This window comes from Faecalibacterium taiwanense, from assembly GCF_036632915.2.
Lineage (GTDB): Bacteria > Bacillota > Clostridia > Oscillospirales > Ruminococcaceae > Faecalibacterium > Faecalibacterium taiwanense.
Genome location: NZ_CP155552.1, coordinates 554,326 through 570,151 on the forward strand (window position 1 = coordinate 554,326; position 15,826 = coordinate 570,151).

A 15,826-nucleotide genomic window follows, 5' to 3' on the forward strand; every position below is an offset into this window, starting at 1 on the left:
ACACTTTTTCGGCAGGTTGCATCACTGCAGTGCATCCCGCAGCTTGTTTAAAAGCCGCAGCAGCTCGGTATTTTCCTCCGCTGTCAGCAGCCCGGCCACATAGTCGTCGGTCTGGTGGAAGCAGAGCATCGTCTTTTCGTGGAAGCAGATGCCCTCTTCGGTGAGCACCAGCTGCTTGAGCCGGGCGTCCTGCGGAACACTGCGCCGCTCGATATAGCCCTTGCGCTCCATCAACTGCAGGATGTTGGTCACGGTGGAGCGGGTGATAGAGAACTCCCGCTCAATGTCCCGCTGGAACACGGGGGTGTCCCGGTGGCGGTAGAGATACCCAATGATCCACCCGTGCATGGGGGTGGCCTGCTCCACGTCATTTTCGCGGGCAAACTGGTTGATCTTGCGGAAGATCAGGTTGTCCACCCGGCGGATCTGCGCCGGGATGACCTGTGGGCCTTCCCAAGGGGGATCGGCGTGATTGCAGCACTCGTTTTTGGTTTCGTCACACATCATGGTTTTGTCCTTCATGGTTGTTTTGGCATTGAACAGTTTCAAATAAAACTGTTTGATAGCATACATATTATACAGCAGTCAAAGTGAATGTCAAGGGGAAGGAAACGATTTTAAATGCCCTCCGCTTTGCTCTGGGCATAAAATAATGAAATATTATTTTTTATATTGCAAACCAGCCAAGCCTGCGGGCTTGGCTGGTTTGCTTTTTCACGGAAGGGGCCGTAGTTGCAAGCGGCATATTTTCCGGTTGCGCGGTCATTTCCGAAGGAAATAAGCGCAACAGATGGAGTTTACCTTTTGGGCCATTCCTGTGAAAATGCAACAGCAGACAGCCCGCAGGCTGTCTGCTGTTGCCCTATTATAAAAATATTTTTCCGCTAAATATGCCCAGAGCGAAGCGGAGGGCATTCTAAATTATTATTCCAGATTGTGTTTTTTGCAGAACTGTTTGCTCACCCAGTACATCCCGCCCCACAGCAGAACGGCCAGCACCAGATACAACGGGTTTTTCATGGAACTGACCAGCGACTGCCCAAACACTGCCATCATGGCAATCATCACGCCCTTGCCCAGCAGCATGGTAATGAGATAGCGCTTTTCGTCAAAGTCCGAGATGCCAAAGGCCAGATGCATAAAGGAGCTTGGCGCGAAGGGCAGCAGCGCGAGCATGAACAGCGACGAAGTGTCAAAGCGGTTCACCCACTGCTGAGCCTTTTCCAGCTTGGGCGAGCGGGAGGCAAACTTCCAGAAGAAGCACTTGACCACCCGCCGCCAGAACAGGAACATGATGCTGCCGCCCAGCGCCACACCGGTCCAGCTGTACAGAAAACCCAGAATGCCGCCGTGAGCCGCTACATTCAGCGCCACAATGGCAATGAGCGGCAGCGGCGGAAAAAACGACTCCACCATGGCCAGCGTGATGGGGGCAATGGGGCCAAGGTTGCCAAAACTGTCCAGCAGAGTTTCCCAGAACTCCAGCGTTCCCAGCTGGCGCAGACAAAAGTTCATTGTGCACATCCATCCCTTCCGCCTGCGCTTTCCCATCCGCAGGTTCCTCTATCCGTAGTATATCCATATTGTATGACACAAGCATGAACACAAAGCGACATTTTTTTTGCCCTGTGCACAGCTTCCTTGGGATACTACGAAGCTGCCGGTGCTGTTTTACTCCGCAGCCTGCTTTTCTGCGCGGGCCTTCATACGCTCCAGCTGGGCGGTGCGCTGCTTTTCCCACCGGGCAAGAGAAGCATCGTCCGGGATCTGCAGGCAGCGGGCGTAGCTCCAGTGCAGGCCGTCGCGGCGGGCCAGCTTGTAGCGCTGGAACACACCCTTGCCTGCGGCATTGCTGCTGCCGGCGCAGTGGGGGCACTGGCTCAGGGTGTACCAGCTGTTGCTGCCCTTTTTCAACCATACATCGTCCGGAGTCAGTGGTGCGCCGCACTCCGGGCAGCTCATGGTGTAAATTTTGGGGTCGGTGCGCCAGGTGTACTGCTCCACATAGCCGCGGAAGACCTCAAAATCCCGGTAGTCGCCGGGGGTGGGGCACAGGCTGGCCCGCAGGGATTCCTCTTCAGTGGGGTAGGCCGCAAGACCGGCCCGCAGGTCGAGCATCCGGCAGACATCGGCGGTGTACAGCGTGTCGGAAAGGGCATCGTGGAACTGCCGCTCCATGGGCAGCCCTAAGCGGGTGACGACGCTTTCCAGCGTCATGCCCTCGCCCTCTTTGCGGGGATGCTCCCGCAGGAACACCTGCTGCAGGTCGTACCAGACGGTGGGCTTTGATTCATCGATGTTGCACAGGTACAGGTTCTGCTTGAGCACCGGTACGTCATCCATGCCCCACTCGGCAAATTCGGCATCCGGGCCGCACCACTGCATAAAGCGGCGCAGGCCCTGCACGATGGGCTCACCCTTGTCCAGATCGGCCTGCGTCAGGCCGGTGACTTTAGCAATGTGATGCTGCAGCTTACGGAAGATGCGGGGCCGCAGATGGATGGAAAAGGTGTCCAGCACGTTGGCATCCTCGTCGATCTTCACGGCACCGATCTCCACGATCTCGCCCCGGAAGGTCTGCTGCACGCCATGGTAATTAAAGGTATACGGCTGGTAGCCGATATTCCATTCCAGATCAAATAAAACCAGATTGCGCGGCATTTTGTTTGTCCTCTCTTTTGAATCAAACCCTCTCAGTCACGGCTTGCGCCGTGCCAGATTCCCCTTTTGTCGCTGCGCGACATCTTCCCCGGCCGGGGAAGTCTTTCCTCTCCCCCAGGGGAGCTTTTATCATACGTTACGATTAGATGGATAAAACCTCGCCCTTCGGGAGAGGTGGATTTGCGAAGCAAAGACGGAGAGGGTTATAAAATAAACTTCTCTACAGCCTCGGCCACACCGTCGTGGTCGTTGTCGGCGGCAGTCACATAGTCGGCCACGGCCTTTACCGGCTCTTCGGCGTTCTGCATGGCCACGCCCACACCGGCGTACTCGATCATGGAGCGGTCATTCAGGCCGTCGCCGCAGGCCATCAGGTTTTCGCGGCCAAGGCCCATGTGCTCCAAAAGGGCGGCAAGGCTGCCGTCCTTGGCAACGCCCAGCGGCACGGCTTCAATAAAGAACGGGCTGGAGGGGTACAGGTCGATGCGGCCGTCAAACTGCTTTTGCCGGCGGCCCACACCTCGTCCCGGCGGGCTGGGTCCAGCGTGATGAGCATTTTGCAGATGGGGTAATCCACATACTTTGCCAGATCGTCCACGCCGGTCATGGGCAGCTTGCAGGTAAAGCACTCGCGCAGTGCCCATTTGTCGTCCGGGTGCTCGGTGACAACGCCTTCTTTATTATAGGTGATAATGGTCACGTTCTGTGCGGCGGCAAAGGCGCACAGCTCGGGTACGTACTGGGCATCCAGCTGTTTCTGGTACAAAGTCTCGCCGGTGCGGCAGTCGATGATCTTGCCGCCGTTGTAAGAAAGGATGCAGCCGCCCTTTTTATCCAGCCCCAGTTCCTTTGCCAGCGGCAGCACGCCCGCGGTGGGACGGCCGGATGCCAGCACGATGGTGACACCCTTTGCAATTGCGGCATCCAGTGCGGCGCGGGTGCGGGGTGTAACTTCTTTCTGGCTGTTGGTCAGGGTGCCATCCAGATCCAGTGCCAGAACTTTGATCTCTGCCATATAAAATCCTCTCAATTTATATAAAGGTAAAAAAGCACTTACCCTCTTATTGTACAATGAAATGCCATCATCTTTCAACCCTTGCAGAGACGTTTGTGGAAAAAGTGGTGGCACTTGAGCAGGATTTTACATCCCTTTCCGGCTTTTTACGTTGGCGCGGATGCAGCCGCACCGGTTTTACCAAAGCTTTGCGGCGGCATGGTTTTTCCCCGCAAGGCGGTGCGCTACAATAAAAGCGTTCCCACAAGAAGAAAAACGGGGCCTGAGGCAGGCCCGCAATGTTTGATTGAATGAAAAGAGAGGATCACGTCATGAAAGAAAACAAGATCTCCCGCCGCAGCTTTCTCAAGTTTGGCGCAGCTGCTTCTGCCGCCGGCATGATGGCTGCTGCACCCGTTGCCGCAAACGCAGCACAGCCGGATGCGGATGCCGCAGCCGACGAGGAAAACTGCCTGCTGGGCCTGTTCCAGAAACCCAAGTACATCTTCCTGTTCATCGGCGACGGCATGGGCACTGCCCAGATCCAGTCTGCCCGCTTCTACAAGGGCACCGTGGACAACAACGGCGCTGTGACCGAGGCCGACCTGAGCTTCACCAGCTTCCCCACCGTGGGCAGTGTGACTACCTACGACAGCACTTCTTTCTGCCCGGACTCCGCTTCCACCGCAACCTCCATCGCCACTGGCCACAAGACCGAGAGCGGTGTCATCAATATGTGCCCGTGGACCCGCGATGTGCCCTATGAGACCATTGCCGAAAAGCTGCACGCCCAGAAGGGCTACAAGGTGGGCATCATCTCCTCGGTCAATATCGACCACGCCACTCCCGCCGCCTTCTACGCTCATCAGAAGACCCGCAAGAACTACTACCAGATCGGCGTAGAGCTGGCAAACTCCGGCTTTGAATACTTTGCCGGCGGCGAGTTCCAGAAGGTGAACGGCGACGGCACCGGCCCCAACAACCACGAGGTGGCTGCTCAGGCTGGCTACAATGTGGTCACCACGCAGGCGGGTGCTGCTGCACTGACCGCAGGCGCAGGCAAGACCCTGATCATTGCCGAAAATCTGGCCGACGGCAAGGCCATGAACTACGCCATGGACGCCGCTGCAGGCGAGTGGCAGCTGACCGACTACGTGAAAAAGGGCATCGAGCTGCTGGATAACCCCAAAGGCTTCTTCCTGATGACCGAGAGCGGTAAGATCGACTGGGCCTGCCATGCAAACGATGCCGCTGCTTCCATCCACGATGTGCTGGAGATGAGCAACGCCGTGCAGGCAGCTGTGGAGTTCCAGAACAAGCACCCCAATGATACCCTGATCCTCGTCACTGCCGACCACGAGACCGGCGGTATGGCCATCGGCTACAAGACCACCAACTACGACACCTTCCTGACGAACCTGACCCACCAGAAGATGTCCTACGCAAAGTTTGATTCCACCTATGTGCAGAACTACATCGCCAACAAGACCCCTTTGAAGCTGCCATGCAGGATGTGAAGGCAAGCTTCGGCCTGACCCTGCCCACCGACCCGGATGCCGCCAACGCCGGCAAGCTGCTGCTGACCGACTACGAGGTGCAGAACCTGCGCACCGCCTACGAGCGCACCCTGAAGGTCGGCTCTGCCAGCCAGAAGGACATGTCTCAGCAGGACTATGAGCTGTACGGTACCTATATCCCGTTCAGCATGGCAATCTGCCACACCATCAACCACAAGTCCGGCATGGATCATACCACCTACGCCCACACCGGTGCCATGGTGAACGTCTACGCCAACGGCGTGGGTGCGGAGAAGTTCGGCGGCGTGTTCGACAACACCGAGATCTTCCACAAGCTGGCAGACCTGACCAAGGTCAAGTAAAGCTTCACTAGACTGATCTTCCACATTTTTCCCGGATAAAATAAAACCTCCCTGCTCTGGAACCGCAGCGACTGCGGCCGGGCAGGGAGGTTTTGCGTTGATTATGCTGTTTGCCTTTGCGGCTCCGCGGGTGAAAAAACAAATCGGGAAAGTCCGCAGACTTTCCCGATTTGTAATTTAGAAAATGATTCCGCTGAATATGGCCAGAGCAAAGCGGAGGCCATTCAAAATTTAATTGTTGATCTCCGGGAAGCCCTCCAGCTTGCTGGTGCAGTGGGGGCAGCGCACCGCCTTGATGGAAATCTCGCTCTGGCAGTAGGGACACACCTTGGTGGTGGGCTCTGCGGGAGCTTCCGGCTCAGCAGGCTTCTTGTGCAGGGCGTTGATGGTCTTGATGACCACGAACAGCACGAATGCTACGATGAGGAAGTTAATGATGGCATTGATGAAGGAACCAATGCCGATCATCACATCGCCCACATGGATGCCGACGTCCGAGAAATCGGCGTTGAAAAACAGGCCGATGGCGGGGTTGATGATGTCGTTCACCAGTGAGTTGACGATGGCGGTAAAGGCACCGCCGATCACAACGCCGACTGCCATATCCAGCACATTGCCGCGCATGGCAAAGGCCTTGAACTCTTCAAAAAACTTTTTGATGCCTTTCACTTCTTTTTCTGCCATAAGAAAATCCACTCCTTTACTCCCTTTATGCCGCAAGGGAACGTATTTGCGTCTATGATAGCGGATTTTTGGCGTGATTGCAAGGGAAAATGACAGCCTCAGCCCTCTTTTGGCAAAAAATAAAACGGGAAAGCCCGCAGACTTTCCCGTTTTGCAAGGATGAAACAGTTTTTAATTTTCCGGTGCAGTAAAAGCGATGGGGGTAGCACCTGCAGCGGCATCCACACTCAGCAGGGAGATGGGAGCGACCTCGTAGTGCAGGGTCTCAAAGCTCTGGGTCTGGCCGTCCTCGGTGGTGAACTCCAGAATGTAGGTCACGTCGGACTGCTTGTCGGCCTCCACGTCGCGGGTGATGACGATGTTCTCGCCGTCAGCCAGACCGTTCTCGCCGGCCAGATTGTCGCCCTTCTCGTCGCTGCCTGCATCGTACAGGTACAGCTCGGTGACGGTAGAACCGGTGGTGTTGTACACAGTGTACTCAGCGGTGGTGGGCTCAGCTGCTTCGCTGGAAGCAGCCTCAGAGCTTGCAGCCTCGGAAGAAGCGGCAGCAGAAGAAGCCACAGAAGAGGAAGCGGCGGTGGAGGATGCAGAAGAACCGCAGGCGGTCATGCCAACAGCCAGTGCTGCAGCGGCAGCAACGATCGCAATGTTCTTGAGTTTCATGTGAAATATACTCCTTTGAAATTTCTTCGTATTCAGATCAACCAACAGGGTGTGATGGATGATGAAGACGATTATACGGGAATTTCGACAAAAAATCAAGACGCCTATGTGCATTTTGAACGATAAAACAGGAATTGTTACCAATTTGACATGAAATTGGAACATTTTAACATGAGCTGACATGAAGCAAAGTTTTGTAGGAAAGGCCGCTTGCCGCTTTGTAAAAAGACAGCCCCATGCAGACTTTGGCCTGCACAGAGCTGTCTGGTCGGAAGGTTGAAGAAGACGCAGTGCCCAAATGGCTTTACTTGGGCTGGCGGCCGATGTAAGCCAGAATGCCGCCGTCGGCGTACAGGATCTGGCCGTTCACAAAGTCGGAAGCGTGGCTTGCAAGGAACACGCAGGGGCCCACCATGTCGTCCGGCTCACCCCAGCGGCCTGCGGGGGTCTTGGCGGTGATGAACTGGTCGAAAGGGTGGCGGCTGCCGTCCGGCTGCACCTCCCGCAGAGGTGCGGTCTGGGCGGTGGCAATGTAGCCGGGGCCCATGCCGTTGCACTGGATGTTGTACTCGCCGTACTCGGAAGCGATGTTCTTGGTGAGCATCTTCAGTGCACCCTTGGCGGCAGCGTAGGCGGAGACGGTCTCGCGGCCCAGTTCGCTCATCATGGAGCAGATGTTGATGATCTTGCCCTCGCGCTTTTCCATCATGTCCGGCAGAACGGCCTTGGAGCAGTTGAAGGCACCGCCTACATGCACATCGATGACCCGCATAAAGTCGGCGTGGCTCATCTCGATCATGGGCACGCGCTTCATCAGGCCGGCATTGTTTACCAGAATGTCCACAGGGCCGACCTCGGCCTTGATCTTTGCAACCATGGCGTTCACAGCGTCCTCATCGGACACGTCGGCCACATAGCCGTGTGCGTCGATGCCGGCTGCCTTGTATGCTGCAAGGCCCTTTTCAAGGCTTGCTTCGGAAGAGCAGTTGAAGCAGATGGCGGCACCGCACTTGGCCATGCCTTCGGCGATGGAAAAACCGATGCCGTGGGCACCGCCGGTGATCAGAGCCACCTTGCCCTGCAGGTTGAAAGCGGAAAGATCCATGATTTTCTCCTTCTCAAGTTAAATTTTTAGCAAAAAGCCCCGTACCGGTGGACCCGGTACGGGGCTTGTGTATGGTGCTTTTTAGCGCAGGTCAGTGGTAGCGATGTTGTCCATGTCGTCAAACTCCATGTTCTCGCCGCCCATTGCCCAGATAAACGTATAGTTCGAGGTGCCTACGCCGCTGTGAATGCTCCAAGAAGGGCTGATGACAGCATCCTCGTTGTGCATCACGATGTGGCGGGTCTGGGTAGGCTCGCCGCACATGTGGAACACCACCTGCCCCTCGGGCAGTTCAAAGTAGGTATAAATTTCCATGCGCCGCTCGTGGGTGTGGCTGGGCATCGTGTTCCAGTTGGAACCGGATTCCAGTTCGGTCATACCCATGCTCAGCTGGCAGGTCTTCAGCACATCCGGGTGGATGAACTGATTGATGGTGCGCTTATTGCAGGTCTCGACGCTGCCCAGAGGACGGTGATTTGCATCGGCCATCTTGATCAGGCGGGTCTCGTAAGAGCAATGTGCGGGAGCGGATACCATGTAGAATTTGGCGGGATGCTCCGGGTCGGCGGAAGCAAAGGTGACTTCCTTGGTGCCCTTGGTGATGTACAGGCAGTCCTTGTAGCCCAGCTCGTACTTCACGCCGTCGGCCACCACGATACCGGTGGAATCCTTGCCGATGTTGAACATGCCGATCTCGCGGCGCTCCAGAAAGTAGTGGGTGCCGAAGTTTGCCCACACATCGATGCCCTTGTCGATGGACACGGTCTCGTGCACCGGCATGCAGCCCAGCGTGACCATACGGTCCACATGGCTGTACACAGCAACGACCTCATCGGCCTTGTACAGGCCGGTGATGAGCATTTCGTCCCGCATTTCTTCAGTGGTATAGCGCTTGAAATCCTTCTGGTTGCAGGAGTAGCGGATATCCATTGTGGACTCCTTCCTGCAATTAGCGCTGGATACGGCCGGAACCGTCGCCGCCAGCCAGCTTCTCGACCTCGGACACGGTCATCATGTTGTAGTCGCCCTCGATGGAGTGCTTCAGAGCAGAAGCAGCAACAGCGAACTCAACAGCTTCCTGAGTGGTCTTGCCGGTCAGCAGGCTGTAGATCAGGCCGCCGCCGAAGGAGTCACCGCCGCCAACGCGGTCGATGATCTTCAGCTCGTACTTCTTGGAGAAGCAGTACTCATTGGAAGCAACATCATACAGCATTGCGCTCCAGCCGTTCTCGGAAGCGTTGTGGCTCTCACGCAGGGTGATAGCGACCTTCTCGAAGTGGAACTTGTCAGCCAGCTGCTTAGCCACGCTCTTGTAGCCCTCAGCATTCAGCTTGCCGCCGTAGATATCGGTAGCCTCGGCCTCAATGCCGAACACGTCCTTTGCGTCCTCCTCGTTGGAGATGCACACGTCAACATACTGGCACAGATCGGTCATGGCAGCGCGGGCCTGCTCACGGGTCCACAGCTTGCCGCGATAGTTCAGGTCGCAGCTGATCTTCACGCCGTGAGCCTTAGCAGCCTTGCAGGCCTCGCGGCAGATCTCGACGACATTCTCGCCCAGAGCCGGGGTGATGCCGGTGAAGTGGAACCAGTCCACGCCCTCGAAGATCTTATCCCAATCAAAGTCGGAGGGCTGAGCCAGCTGGATGGCACTGTTGGCACGGTCGTAGATGCAGACGGAACCACGCTGAGAAGCACCCTTCTCGTTGTAGTAGATGCCAACGCGATCGCCGCCGCGGGTGATCATGCTGGTGTCAACGCCGTAACGGCGCAGGCTGTTGACAGCGGCCTGACCGATTGCGTGTGCGGGGAGCTTAGTGACGAAAGCTGCGTCCAGACCGTAGTTGGCCAGAGAAACAGCAACGTTTGCCTCGCCGCCGCCGAAGCTGAACTCCAGGCTGTTAGCCTGAACGAAACGCTCGTAGTTGAACGGCTGCAGACGAACCATCAGTTCGCCAAAAGTAACGACTTTCATTGGTTATTCTCCTTTTATTTACAGGTGTTTATGACCTTCTGCTGCGGGGCATCCCCGGCGCAGCAGGGCTTTCACGGATAGGGGAGCCGGAGCTCAGGCCTGAACCAGGTGGAATGCGAAGCCGCCGATCTCGTCTGCAAAGTAGCAGGCGATGGTCTTGCCGTTCTTCACGACCTTGCTGTCCAGATCGAACTTGGCGCCGCGCTGAGACAGGTGATAGATGGCACGATCCACGTTGTTGCAGCCGATGGCGATGTGGCCATTGGTGCCGCGGCCGGGCTTCTTCATGATCTCGAACTCCTTGTTGCCGACAAAGATGCTGGAATTGCCGGGAGCGACCTTCATGTTCAGCAGGCTGCCGATGAGGTTTGCCAACTTCATGGCCTCTTCCTCGTTCTCGGTGTTGATGCCAACGTGCATCAGCTTCAGGCCCAGCATGGTGTCAACCGCTTCCTTGCTCTGAGCGGTGATCTTTGCCCAGTCGCCAGCCTTGATCACGTCGCTCTTGCACATCCAGGTGCCGCCCACAGCGAAGATCTGGTCATAGCCCAGATAATCGTTGACGTTCTTTGCATTGACACCGCCGGTGCACATCCAGCGTGCGCTCTTCAGGGCAGCGCCGATGTTCTTCAGCATGCCGACACCGCCGTTTGCCTCAGCGGGGAAGAACTTCAGGGCCTCGCAGCCCATGTTCATAGCCTGCTGCATCTCGCCTGCAGAGCAGGTGCCGGGCATCATGATGCCGCCCTTGTCGATAACGTGCTTGCAGACTTCGGGATCGAAGCCGGGAGCAACGATGAAGGAAGCACCAGCTGCCATTGCACGGTCAGCCTGCTCGGTGGTCAGGACAGTGCCTGCGCCCAGCAGCATCTCGGGCATCTCCTCGTGGATCTTGCGGATGCACTCCTCAGCGCATGCGGTACGGAAGGTGACCTCAGCTGCGGGCAGACCGCCGTCAGCCAGAGCCTTGCACAGGGGCAGGGCTTCATCAACGCTGTTAAAAGCGATAACAGGGATAATGCCGATCTGATAGACCTTTTCTACGATGGGATTCATAAATGCATTTCTCCTTTTAGTTTGAACTCTCTTGGTGCGCGTGGGCTGCCGTTTAGGCATGGTGCACCCACTGTGCGCTTGTAATATTAGTATAAACGACGGAAACAAGTTTGGTAATGCTCAACAAGCACAATGTTTTGCATAAGAGCTTGTATACATTGCACAAAAATGACGAATGACCTGAAAAGCAGGGCCGTTTTGCCCCGGTTTGCTCAGATGCCGAGCCTGCCGAACAGCTCTGCAACGCCGTCGTGATCGCAGTCGGCTTCGCTCACAATGCTGCCAATGGCCTTGATCTGGGGCATTCCGTTGGCCATAACAGCGGCGATCCCTGCCTTTTCCAGCATGGCGCGGTCGTTCTCGCTGTCGCCCACGGCAAGGGTATTCTCATGGGGGATGCCCAGCAGGTCGGCCAGAGCCAGCAGGGCACTGCCCTTATCCACACCGGCAGCGGTCACTTCAATGTTATCCGGCGAACCCTGCACCACGGCCACGCCCGGGATAGCCTGAAACTTTGGCAGGGCAGCGGCGGTCTTTTCGGTGCTGTCGAAGAACATGCACAGTTTTTCGATCTCGTGCGCATGGCGGGACATCCAGCTCTCGATACCGGGAATGACGGTAAAGCGGCCGTCGGTCAGGTTCTGCCGCGCCTCGGAGGAGAGAAAGTGGGCGGTGCGGGAGGTGAGCTTTGCTATGCCCTCCGGAGTCTTGATGGCAAGGCCGTCGCTGAATACGCTCAGCTCGCCATCGTACTGCTGGAACAGGTCAAAAGCTTCCCGTGCCACTTCTGTCGGCATCAGGCGGTGCAGCAGGCAGGCGGGTTCGCTGGTGTGGCGCTGGGCAGCGTTGGCATAGCGGCTGTGCACAGCACCCATGGGGTCATCGCCAAGGTCCCACACGGCGGCACCGTTGGAGGTGATGGCATACCGGATGCCGGGCAGCTTTGCCACAACAGGCGGCAGACTGGCCAGTGGGCGGCCTGTGGCGGGCACCACCACCACGCCATGCTCTACAGCGCGGGCAATGGCTTGACGGGTGGCAAGGGTGACCTCGTTGTTCCGGTTCAGCAGGGTGCCGTCCAGATCCAGCGCGGCAAGGCGGACAAGGGGAAAGCTTTGCAACATAATGGCTCCTTTTATAATAGGTACGCTCAAAAACAGAGCGCAAGTTTACAACACTCTTTTTATTTTATCGCACCGGAAAGGTTTGCGCAAGATGGCGTGATGTGGTATAATCATATCTTATCACATTGAAAATATAGGAGAAATACCATGAATCCCAAACAATTGTGGAGCCGGCGCCGCCCGCACCTGTGGTTCCAGCTGTACTGGGTGGTGTATCTGATCTGGTTCTTCTGGCTGGATCTGACCATCAAAGATCCCAAATATATCATCCACGCCCCGCTTGATGACCGGATCCCCTTCAATGAGTGGTTCATCTTTCCGTATTGCAGCTGGTTTGTGCTGCTGGCTGGTGTGACGGCCCTGCTGTGGTGGTGCGACACCCAAAGCTACGATAAGCTCTGCCTGACCATGTTTTCCGGCATGACCTTCTGCCTGATCCTGTACATGCTGCTGCCCAACGGTCTGGATATCCGCCCCACAGTGGATGCGGTGGGCCGCAGCAACATTGCAATGAGCATCATGCAGCTGATCTGGAGGGCGGATGCCTCGGTCAATGTGTGCCCGTCCATCCATTGCCAAAGCTCGGCCTGCATGGCACTGGCGTTCAGCCACAGCAAGCTGGCAAAGGAGCGCCCGGCCCTGAAAATTCTGGCCTGGGTGTGGGCTGCACTGATCTGTGCGTCCACCGTGTTCACCAAGCAGCACTCCATCATTGATGTGGTGTGCGGTCTGGCCGTGGCTTTTGTGTGGGTGCCGGTGGTGTACCGTTCCGCTAAAAAGTAAACGCAGCAAAAGCCCTTCACCCGGAGGGCTTTTGTGCTGCCATGGGGCCTGTCTTGACAAAACAGAGAAAAATGTTGGCGATTTTTAGTTGCAGCCACACTTGACAGCCGCCCTGTGGTTGGGTAATATGGTCTTGATAACTTCAATACTAGTATATCAATTTTTGTTTTACACCGGAGGTTGAAGGGAGAGAGACCACATGTCATTACTGAGTGCGCGCGAAACGGCATACCAGACGATCCGCAGCCGGATCATCACGATGGAGCTGAAGCCCGGTGATCCGCTGAATGACCGGGAGCTGGCCGAAGAGCTGGGCATCAGCCGCACGCCCATGCGGGAGGCTTTGCTGATGCTCAATCTGGCCCGCATGGTGGACATCAAACCGCAGAGCGGCACCCATGTGGCACCCATCAACCTGAAGTTGATGGAGATGGAGCAGTTTGCCCGCTATACACTGGAAAAAGAGATCCTGAACCGGCTGCGCGGCCGTGTGACACCCCGGCAGGAGGAAGAATACCGCAGCAACATTGAGACATACCGTGTGCTGGAAGCGGATATGAGCCAGCCGGACCGCACTGCCCGTATGCTGGAGCTGGATAATGCATTCCACCGCAAATCCTTTGAGTTGTGCGGCATGGAAGCTCACTACGACCACATGCTGGCCAGCCTGCAGCATGTGGAGCGCATCCGCAAGTTCAGCCTGCAGACCGAGGAAAACAAGTCGGTCTGCTCCTCGCACACGGCAATTCTGGAAGCACTGCTGCACGGCAGCACGGACGACGTGAGCGAAGCGCTGGAAAGCCACCTGAGCCGGTATAAGCAGTCGGTGGCGCAGGCCCGCAGCGTCCACCCGGAATATTTTATTGATGAATGAACTTGAGGGAGAAACCACTGGAAGAGGGCAGGTTCCTCTTTTTTGCATAAAATATAAAAAAATTGAATTACTTGAATCACGTTATTGACCAAAACAGCGTTTTGCGGTAAAATCGAGGTGCAACAGGCATGGTATCATGCCGGTTCCCGACGCAGTGTGCCGTGGGGCGCGGCTGTGCGATCCCTTTACAGAATAAGGAGGTCTTAAGCAATGAAGGCCAAACGATTGATAGCTCTTGCACTGGCAGCAGTGTTCATGCTCAGCGCGGCAGCAACGCCGGTGTTTGCCGCAGCAGCTCTGCCGCAGGAAAATGCAGCGCTGGAGCAGCAGAATGATATGGTTTCCATCCGGCTCAAAGCCACGGGCGACCTTGTTTATGGCTCCAACTACAAGCTGGAGGTGCAGACCAACCCTGCCGATACCCAGTATATCGGTGTTGTGGTGGGCGTTGGCGGCGAAGCGAATGGCTATGTGACGCTGGTGCTGTCGGATAAGATCCGCACGCTGCTCAAGATGATCCCGCTGCCCAAGAAGATGTCCAAGACACCGGATCAGGCAGAGGAGTTCAATGTGTACAGCTACCTCAAGCAGCTGATCGACGGCAACGATGTCAGCGTGCTGCTGCGGGTGGCCGATGAGGCCGTCTCGGTGATGGATGTACTGCACTTCTATGTGCCTACCATCGATCAGGTGTCCAACGGCCTGCGCCTTGCGCTGAACCTGATCCGCAAGTATCTGCCGGAGGGCGCGTTCAGCCGCATTTATCTGGACGAGCAGCCGGTGGATGCCGGCAACTATGTGGCCGGTGCACTGGCGCTGGAAAGCAGCGATATGAACACCGCAGGCTTTGCCATGTTCAAGATCAAGCCCAAGACAAACGGCGTGCGCATGTACTGGGCACAGCAGGCCGAAAAGCCCATGACCGCCGAAGAGCTGCAAAGCTTCAATGAAGCGGCTGTGCTGGAAGTGGATGGTCAGGTGGTGCCCACCGATAAGATCCGCTACAGCTACAAGAAGTCCGGCTGGGGCTGTGATGCCACCAGCGAGCTGCCCACAGAGCCGGGCACCTATGTGCAGACGGCAGAGATCGGCGGCAATTACTCCTGCAGCAAGATCAGCCGCAACATCACCGTAAAGTGATGTCGTAAAGCAAAAACAAGACCCCGCACCTTCTGGTGCGGGGTCTTGCTGTATCTTATGAGAAAAACGGGATCACATGCGGAAATGGAAGCCCCAGCCGCCGCAGCAGCAGTTGCAAAGCAGGTTCAGCAGGATCATGCTCCAGCACCACTGCATCAGGCCGCCGGGGCTGGTGTAGGTGGCCTGTGTGGTGCGGTAGGTCTGGCCGGGGTTCTGCATCCGGCGCAGGTGCATCTGGTACTCGGTGTTGCCCGGGTCCAGCTGCACGGCACGGCGGGCATCCTGCAGCGCATCGATGCGGTTGCCCAAGCCCTGATTTGCGAGGGAGGAAAGATAATACCACCGGGCATTGCGGCCGGTCATGCCGTCCAGCACGCGGCGGGCCTCCGCATAGCGGCCATTGGCCACAAAGTTGCGGGCGGCCTGCATCTCCGGGCTGTCGGAGCCGGAATAGCTTGCGCCCTGCTGGCCGTAACCCTGCTGGTAGCCGCCAAAGCCAAACCCGAAACCGAACGGGTCAAAGCCATCGAATCCGTCAAAACCGCCGTAACCGTTCTGATAACCCTGCTGCTGGTAGCTCTGCTGGCCGTAACCCTGTTGTTGGTTGCTGCCGTAGGGATTTCCGCCCATCTGGGGGCCGGTCTCGCCCTTGGTAATGGCATCGTAAGCCGCCTGCACTTCCTTGAAGTGCTCCTCGGCGGTAGGATCGTTGGGGTTCAGGTCCGGGTGCCAGCGCTTGCACTTGGCGCGGTATGCTTTTTTGATCTCGTCATCGCTTGCGCCGCGCGAAACGCCCAGCACCTCATAGGGGTCTCTCATGGATATACTTCCTCACGTCTCATTTCGCGCAGCCACAGTGCCGCGCAATGTTTATAGTCTACCGTATTG

Annotated in this window: 15 protein-coding genes and 2 pseudogenes; 5 read left to right on the plus strand and 12 right to left on the minus strand. The window is 56.8% G+C overall.

From position 1 onward, the window contains the following. Positions 1–21 precede the first annotated feature (21 nt). From PXT33_RS02585 to PXT33_RS02605, 4 genes and pseudogenes are all read right to left on the minus strand, one after another. Positions 22–507, minus strand: a complete 486-nt coding sequence (locus PXT33_RS02585; protein ID WP_223388226.1) for a MarR family winged helix-turn-helix transcriptional regulator — start codon at positions 505–507, stop codon at positions 22–24. Positions 508–924: 417 nt separating this feature from the next. Then, positions 925–1,515 carry a TVP38/TMEM64 family protein gene (locus PXT33_RS02590; RefSeq protein ID WP_242702958.1) on the minus strand — a complete coding sequence of 197 codons (591 nt, stop codon included), beginning with the start codon at positions 1,513–1,515 and terminating at the stop codon, positions 925–927. 156 nt (positions 1,516–1,671) lie between these two features. Further along, on the minus strand, positions 1,672–2,661 hold the full coding sequence (locus PXT33_RS02595; RefSeq protein WP_207698937.1) for a 3'-5' exonuclease: 990 nt from the start codon (positions 2,659–2,661) through the stop codon (positions 1,672–1,674). Between the two features lie 203 nt (positions 2,662–2,864). Further along, positions 2,865–3,676 (minus strand): annotated as a pseudogene (locus PXT33_RS02605) (Cof-type HAD-IIB family hydrolase). A gap of 95 nt (positions 3,677–3,771) precedes the next feature. Here PXT33_RS02605 and PXT33_RS02610 point away from each other — a divergent pair. Continuing rightward, positions 3,772–3,909 (plus strand): hypothetical protein, encoded by a 138-nt coding sequence (locus PXT33_RS02610; protein ID WP_154255525.1) that lies wholly within the window; start codon positions 3,772–3,774, stop codon positions 3,907–3,909. 57 nt (positions 3,910–3,966) lie between these two features. Then, positions 3,967–5,534: pseudogene (locus tag PXT33_RS02615) on the plus strand (alkaline phosphatase). Between the two features lie 231 nt (positions 5,535–5,765). On the opposite strand, the gene mscL reads toward PXT33_RS02615, so the two are convergent. From mscL to PXT33_RS02655, 7 genes are all read right to left on the minus strand, one after another. Beyond that, positions 5,766–6,218 (minus strand): large conductance mechanosensitive channel protein MscL, encoded by a 453-nt coding sequence (gene mscL, locus PXT33_RS02625; RefSeq protein WP_097774326.1) that lies wholly within the window; start codon positions 6,216–6,218, stop codon positions 5,766–5,768. Between the two features lie 171 nt (positions 6,219–6,389). Beyond that, positions 6,390–6,881, minus strand: a complete 492-nt coding sequence (locus PXT33_RS02630) for a cytochrome C (protein ID WP_332375894.1) — start codon at positions 6,879–6,881, stop codon at positions 6,390–6,392. Positions 6,882–7,185: 304 nt separating this feature from the next. Further along, a complete protein-coding gene (locus PXT33_RS02635; RefSeq protein WP_097774328.1) occupies positions 7,186–7,986 on the minus strand; it encodes a gluconate 5-dehydrogenase in 801 nt (266 codons plus the stop codon). 81 nt (positions 7,987–8,067) lie between these two features. Further along, on the minus strand, positions 8,068–8,916 hold the full coding sequence (kduI, locus tag PXT33_RS02640) for a 5-dehydro-4-deoxy-D-glucuronate isomerase (protein WP_005944042.1): 849 nt from the start codon (positions 8,914–8,916) through the stop codon (positions 8,068–8,070). A gap of 19 nt (positions 8,917–8,935) precedes the next feature. After that, complete coding sequence (locus PXT33_RS02645; RefSeq protein WP_005944043.1) at positions 8,936–9,961, minus strand: sugar kinase; 1,026 nt, start codon at positions 9,959–9,961, stop codon at positions 8,936–8,938. A gap of 93 nt (positions 9,962–10,054) precedes the next feature. Then, complete coding sequence (gene eda / locus PXT33_RS02650; protein WP_097781351.1) at positions 10,055–11,017, minus strand: bifunctional 4-hydroxy-2-oxoglutarate aldolase/2-dehydro-3-deoxy-phosphogluconate aldolase; 963 nt, start codon at positions 11,015–11,017, stop codon at positions 10,055–10,057. A gap of 212 nt (positions 11,018–11,229) precedes the next feature. Further along, the gene (locus PXT33_RS02655) at positions 11,230–12,141 is read right to left on the minus strand and encodes an HAD-IIB family hydrolase (protein ID WP_097774331.1); all 912 of its coding nucleotides are present in this window, start codon (positions 12,139–12,141) and stop codon (positions 11,230–11,232) included. A gap of 147 nt (positions 12,142–12,288) precedes the next feature. Here PXT33_RS02655 and PXT33_RS02660 point away from each other — a divergent pair, with 147 nt between their 5' ends. From PXT33_RS02660 to PXT33_RS02670, 3 genes are all read left to right on the plus strand, one after another. Beyond that, positions 12,289–12,924 (plus strand): phosphatase PAP2 family protein, encoded by a 636-nt coding sequence (locus PXT33_RS02660; RefSeq protein ID WP_005944050.1) that lies wholly within the window; start codon positions 12,289–12,291, stop codon positions 12,922–12,924. A gap of 199 nt (positions 12,925–13,123) precedes the next feature. After that, positions 13,124–13,798 carry a GntR family transcriptional regulator gene (locus PXT33_RS02665; RefSeq protein WP_154255517.1) on the plus strand — a complete coding sequence of 225 codons (675 nt, stop codon included), beginning with the start codon at positions 13,124–13,126 and terminating at the stop codon, positions 13,796–13,798. Between the two features lie 210 nt (positions 13,799–14,008). Continuing rightward, a complete protein-coding gene (locus PXT33_RS02670) occupies positions 14,009–14,938 on the plus strand; it encodes a hypothetical protein (protein ID WP_120120856.1) in 930 nt (309 codons plus the stop codon). Positions 14,939–15,010: 72 nt separating this feature from the next. Here PXT33_RS02670 and PXT33_RS02675 read toward each other — a convergent pair whose 3' ends face one another. Next, positions 15,011–15,757 carry a J domain-containing protein gene (locus PXT33_RS02675; RefSeq protein ID WP_332375895.1) on the minus strand — a complete coding sequence of 249 codons (747 nt, stop codon included), beginning with the start codon at positions 15,755–15,757 and terminating at the stop codon, positions 15,011–15,013. Positions 15,758–15,826 lie beyond the last annotated feature (69 nt).

Bases quoted from the DNA above. Each gene is read 5' to 3' on its own strand.
- PXT33_RS02665 (WP_154255517.1), top strand. From the start codon at position 13,124: ATGTCATTACTGAGTGCGCGCGAAACGGCATACCAGACGATCCGCAGC.
- kduI (WP_005944042.1), bottom strand. From the start codon at position 8,916: ATGGATATCCGCTACTCCTGCAACCAGAAGGATTTCAAGCGCTATACC.
- eda (WP_097781351.1), bottom strand. From the start codon at position 11,017: ATGAATCCCATCGTAGAAAAGGTCTATCAGATCGGCATTATCCCTGTT.
- PXT33_RS02635 (WP_097774328.1), bottom strand. From the start codon at position 7,986: ATGGATCTTTCCGCTTTCAACCTGCAGGGCAAGGTGGCTCTGATCACC.
- PXT33_RS02590 (WP_242702958.1), bottom strand. From the start codon at position 1,515: ATGAACTTTTGTCTGCGCCAGCTGGGAACGCTGGAGTTCTGGGAAACT.
- PXT33_RS02675 (WP_332375895.1), bottom strand. From the start codon at position 15,757: ATGAGAGACCCCTATGAGGTGCTGGGCGTTTCGCGCGGCGCAAGCGAT.
- PXT33_RS02670 (WP_120120856.1), top strand. From the start codon at position 14,009: ATGAAGGCCAAACGATTGATAGCTCTTGCACTGGCAGCAGTGTTCATG.
- PXT33_RS02630 (WP_332375894.1), bottom strand. From the start codon at position 6,881: ATGAAACTCAAGAACATTGCGATCGTTGCTGCCGCTGCAGCACTGGCT.
- PXT33_RS02655 (WP_097774331.1), bottom strand. From the start codon at position 12,141: ATGTTGCAAAGCTTTCCCCTTGTCCGCCTTGCCGCGCTGGATCTGGAC.
- PXT33_RS02660 (WP_005944050.1), top strand. From the start codon at position 12,289: ATGAATCCCAAACAATTGTGGAGCCGGCGCCGCCCGCACCTGTGGTTC.
- PXT33_RS02595 (WP_207698937.1), bottom strand. From the start codon at position 2,661: ATGCCGCGCAATCTGGTTTTATTTGATCTGGAATGGAATATCGGCTAC.
- PXT33_RS02645 (WP_005944043.1), bottom strand. From the start codon at position 9,961: ATGAAAGTCGTTACTTTTGGCGAACTGATGGTTCGTCTGCAGCCGTTC.
- mscL (WP_097774326.1), bottom strand. From the start codon at position 6,218: ATGGCAGAAAAAGAAGTGAAAGGCATCAAAAAGTTTTTTGAAGAGTTC.
- PXT33_RS02585 (WP_223388226.1), bottom strand. From the start codon at position 507: ATGATGTGTGACGAAACCAAAAACGAGTGCTGCAATCACGCCGATCCC.